A 3,033-nucleotide genomic window follows, 5' to 3' on the forward strand; every position below is an offset into this window, starting at 1 on the left:
CGCACACTCGTTGATCGCGTAACGCCGAGCGGCCGGGGCTTCGGCGGTGTTCGCCTCGGCGACCATGTACCGCCGAACGACCGGAACTTTGGCGGCGTCTGTCGCCGATTCGTCCGCGTCTCGCTCGATCCGACGATTTGAAACGCGCACCCCGGCAACGACGTCGTAATGAGTCTCGTCGTCACCGACACCCTAGAAGGCGAGCGCGTCGAGTTCACGGCCGACGGCGACGTCACGCTGTACGTCTGCGGCCTGACGGTGTCGGACGACCCGCACCTCGGCCACGCCCGCCTGTGGTTCCACGCCGACGTGCTCCACCGCTGGCTCGAACACGAGGGGTACGACGTGCGCCACGTCGAGAACGTCACCGACGTCAACGAGAAGATCACCGCCCGCGTCGGCGAGCGCGACGAGTGGGCCGCCGAACGCGACGTGGCCGAGACGTTCACCGCGAGCGTCTTCGACGCGATGCGCGGGCTGAACCTCAAGCGGGCCGAGGTGTACCCGCGCGTCACCGAACACGTCCCGGAGATAATCGACCTGACGGAGACCCTGATACAGAAGGGGTACGCCTACGAGTCGAACGGCTCCGTCTACTTCGACGTGACGCGCTTCGACGGGTACGGGAAGCTCTCGAACCAGGACCTCGACGCGCTCGAAGCGCAGGGCGACCCGGACGAGCGCTCGGAGAAGCGCAACCCCGCGGACTTCGCGCTGTGGAAGGCCGACGGCGTCAGCGAGACCGCGGCGCGGGAGCACGCCAAACACGACCACGGCGCCGAGACGCCGGACGGGGAGACGTGGGACTCCCCGTGGGGCGAGGGGCGCCCGGGGTGGCACGTCGAGTGCTCGGCGATGTCGACGACGCACCTCGGCGACACGCTCGACGTCCACATGGGCGGGCGCGACCTCGTCTTCCCGCATCACGAGAACGAGATCGCGCAGTCGGAGGCGGCCACCGGCGAGGCGTTCGCGCGCCACTGGCTCCACGTCGGCCTCCTGGAGATGGACGGCGAGAAGATGTCCTCCTCCATCGGCAACTTCTGGACCGTGCCCGACGCCCTCGAGGAGCTCGGCGTCAACGTGGTCCGGACCTTCTACGCCGGCGCGGCCTACCGCTCCGAGCAGGCGCTCACCGAGGAGACGATCGCCGAGGCCGAGGAGCGCTGGGAGCGCCTCTCGCGCACCTACGACCGCGCCGTCGAGGCGCTCGACTCGACCGACTCCCGCGCGAAGGCCGCGGACGACGACCTCCGCGAGGCGGTCGCGACCGCGCGCGAGGGGTTCGCGGCCGCGATGAACGACGACCTCAACCTCCGGGAGGCGACCGCGGCGCTCCTCGATCTCACCGACGCGGTGAACCGCCACGTCGACGGGGTCGACGAGGCCGAGGACGCCTACGATTACCGCGGCCTCCGCGAGGCCGTGGCGGCGTTCGAGGACCTCGGCGGCGACGTGCTCGGGCTCCAGTTCGAGACGGAGAGCGGCGGCGACGTGGATCTGGCGGGTGAGCTGGTCGAGCTCGTGCTCGACGTGCGCGAGGCCGAGCGCGAGGCGGGCAACTACGAGCGTGCGGACGAACTACGGGACGCCCTCCGCGAGGTCGGCGTCGAGATAGAGGACGGGCCGGACGGCGCGACGTACCGGTTCGAGTAGCGGGCGGAGCGGCGCTCGCTCGGACAGGGCAGTCAGTCCCAGGTCACGTAGACGAGGAACGCAATCCCGACGAACTCGAGGACCTGGAGGTACATCATCGCGCGGACCGCGGGCGTCGACATCTGCGGCGGGTTCAGGTAGTAGAACAGCGCCAGCGCGTTTTCCGCCAAGAGGAAGGCGGCGAACACCGCCGACCCGAGCGTGTGCTTCGACCGCACCTCGAGGTAGCTGCGCCCCCAGATGCCGAGGAGGACGAGCAACAGCAGGATGTTGACCCCCGCGGCGACTCGCGCCACGTCGAGCGTCAGGGTCATTCCGCGTCGCCTCCGATTCCACGATCAGTCGCCGCGTTCCAGGTTCGGGTCATGCTCACTCCAGTTGGTCGATGATGGATTCGACGGTCTCCCAGTTGTCTCGGGTGCGCTCGGTCGGTAGGTACACCGCGCCGTAGGTCTGTTCCGTGCTCTCGACCACGTCGTTCTCTTCGAGCACGTCGAGGTGGTGTCGCACGGTCTTGTACGCCAGGTCGAGGTCCTCTGCGAGCTGGTTTGCGTTCCGCGGGCGCTCGTCGAGCGCGCGGAGCAGGCGGGCCCGGTTGGGACCCCCCCGCGTTCCGGCCAGCACCTGCCAGAGAACCGGCTCCATCGACAGTACCGATCGGCGGAGCGGCCTATAAACGCGTGGATACCAGCACCGCGAGGGCGGAGGACGGGAGCGTCGGCGGGGACCATCTGGCGGCTCGGGGCCGCTACGGTTGTAACACGCCGTCGATGACGTGGATGATGCCGTTCGAGGTCTCGATGTCCGTGTCGACGATATCGGCTTGGTCGCCGTTGAGATCGGTCCCGTCGACGTCGACCTTCGCGCCGTTCAGCGTCGGCACCTGGCTCGCGTTGACGATCGAGTTCGCCTTCCGGCGGCCCGGCACGACGTGGTAGGTGAGCACGTCGCCGAGCCTGTCGACGTCGCCGACGTTGTCGACCGTGATTCCGGCGGTGTTGAACGCCTCGTCCGTCGGGGCGAACGCCGTGAGCTGTCTGTTCCCGCTCAGCGTGTCGACGAGCCCGGCCTCCTGGACCGCGGCGACGAGCACGTCGAACCCGTCGGCCGCGACGGCCACGTCGACGATCGTTTCTCCTTGGCTCGGCGGCTTGGCGGCGGCCGCTCCGACGCCGCCGACCAGCGTCGCCGTTCCCGCGCCGAGGCCCTTCAGTACCGTCCGTCTGTTCGCGTTCATGGGAGACACCCGGCCGGGAGAACGTTTCAGTATGTATTCAATAATTTGGAGAAAGTAACCCGCATCCGGCACGAAAGCGACCCGAATCTTCGACAGTATTGCCGGTAGGGGGCGGCGACCGGACCGGGGCGGGGTCGCTC

The 3,033-nt window shown here is 68.7% G+C and carries 4 protein-coding genes; 1 reads left to right on the forward strand and 3 read right to left on the reverse strand.

Going from position 1 to position 3,033, the window contains the following annotated elements:
* Positions 1-168: 168 nt before the first annotated feature.
* The gene (cysS, locus tag EXE48_RS18065) at positions 169-1,656 is read left to right on the forward strand and encodes a cysteine--tRNA ligase (RefSeq protein ID WP_137712158.1); all 1,488 of its coding nucleotides are present in this window, start codon (positions 169-171) and stop codon (positions 1,654-1,656) included.
* Between the two features lie 32 nt (positions 1,657-1,688).
* Here cysS and EXE48_RS18070 read toward each other — a convergent pair whose 3' ends face one another.
* The 3 genes from EXE48_RS18070 to EXE48_RS18080 all read right to left on the reverse strand — a co-directional run bounded on the left by EXE48_RS18070 (position 1,689) and on the right by EXE48_RS18080 (position 2,893).
* Entirely contained in the window at positions 1,689-1,970 is a 282-nt protein-coding gene (locus tag EXE48_RS18070; protein ID WP_053771856.1) for a DUF8036 family membrane protein, read from the reverse strand.
* A gap of 55 nt (positions 1,971-2,025) precedes the next feature.
* On the reverse strand, positions 2,026-2,301 hold the full coding sequence (locus EXE48_RS18075; protein ID WP_053771857.1) for an ArsR/SmtB family transcription factor: 276 nt from the start codon (positions 2,299-2,301) through the stop codon (positions 2,026-2,028).
* 103 nt (positions 2,302-2,404) lie between these two features.
* On the reverse strand, positions 2,405-2,893 hold the full coding sequence (locus EXE48_RS18080; RefSeq protein WP_137712159.1) for a fasciclin domain-containing protein: 489 nt from the start codon (positions 2,891-2,893) through the stop codon (positions 2,405-2,407).
* Positions 2,894-3,033: the final 140 nt, after the last annotated feature.

The organism is Halorubrum sp. ASP1 (assembly GCF_005435135.1).
Classification (GTDB): Archaea; Halobacteriota; Halobacteria; order Halobacteriales; family Haloferacaceae; genus Halorubrum; species Halorubrum tropicale.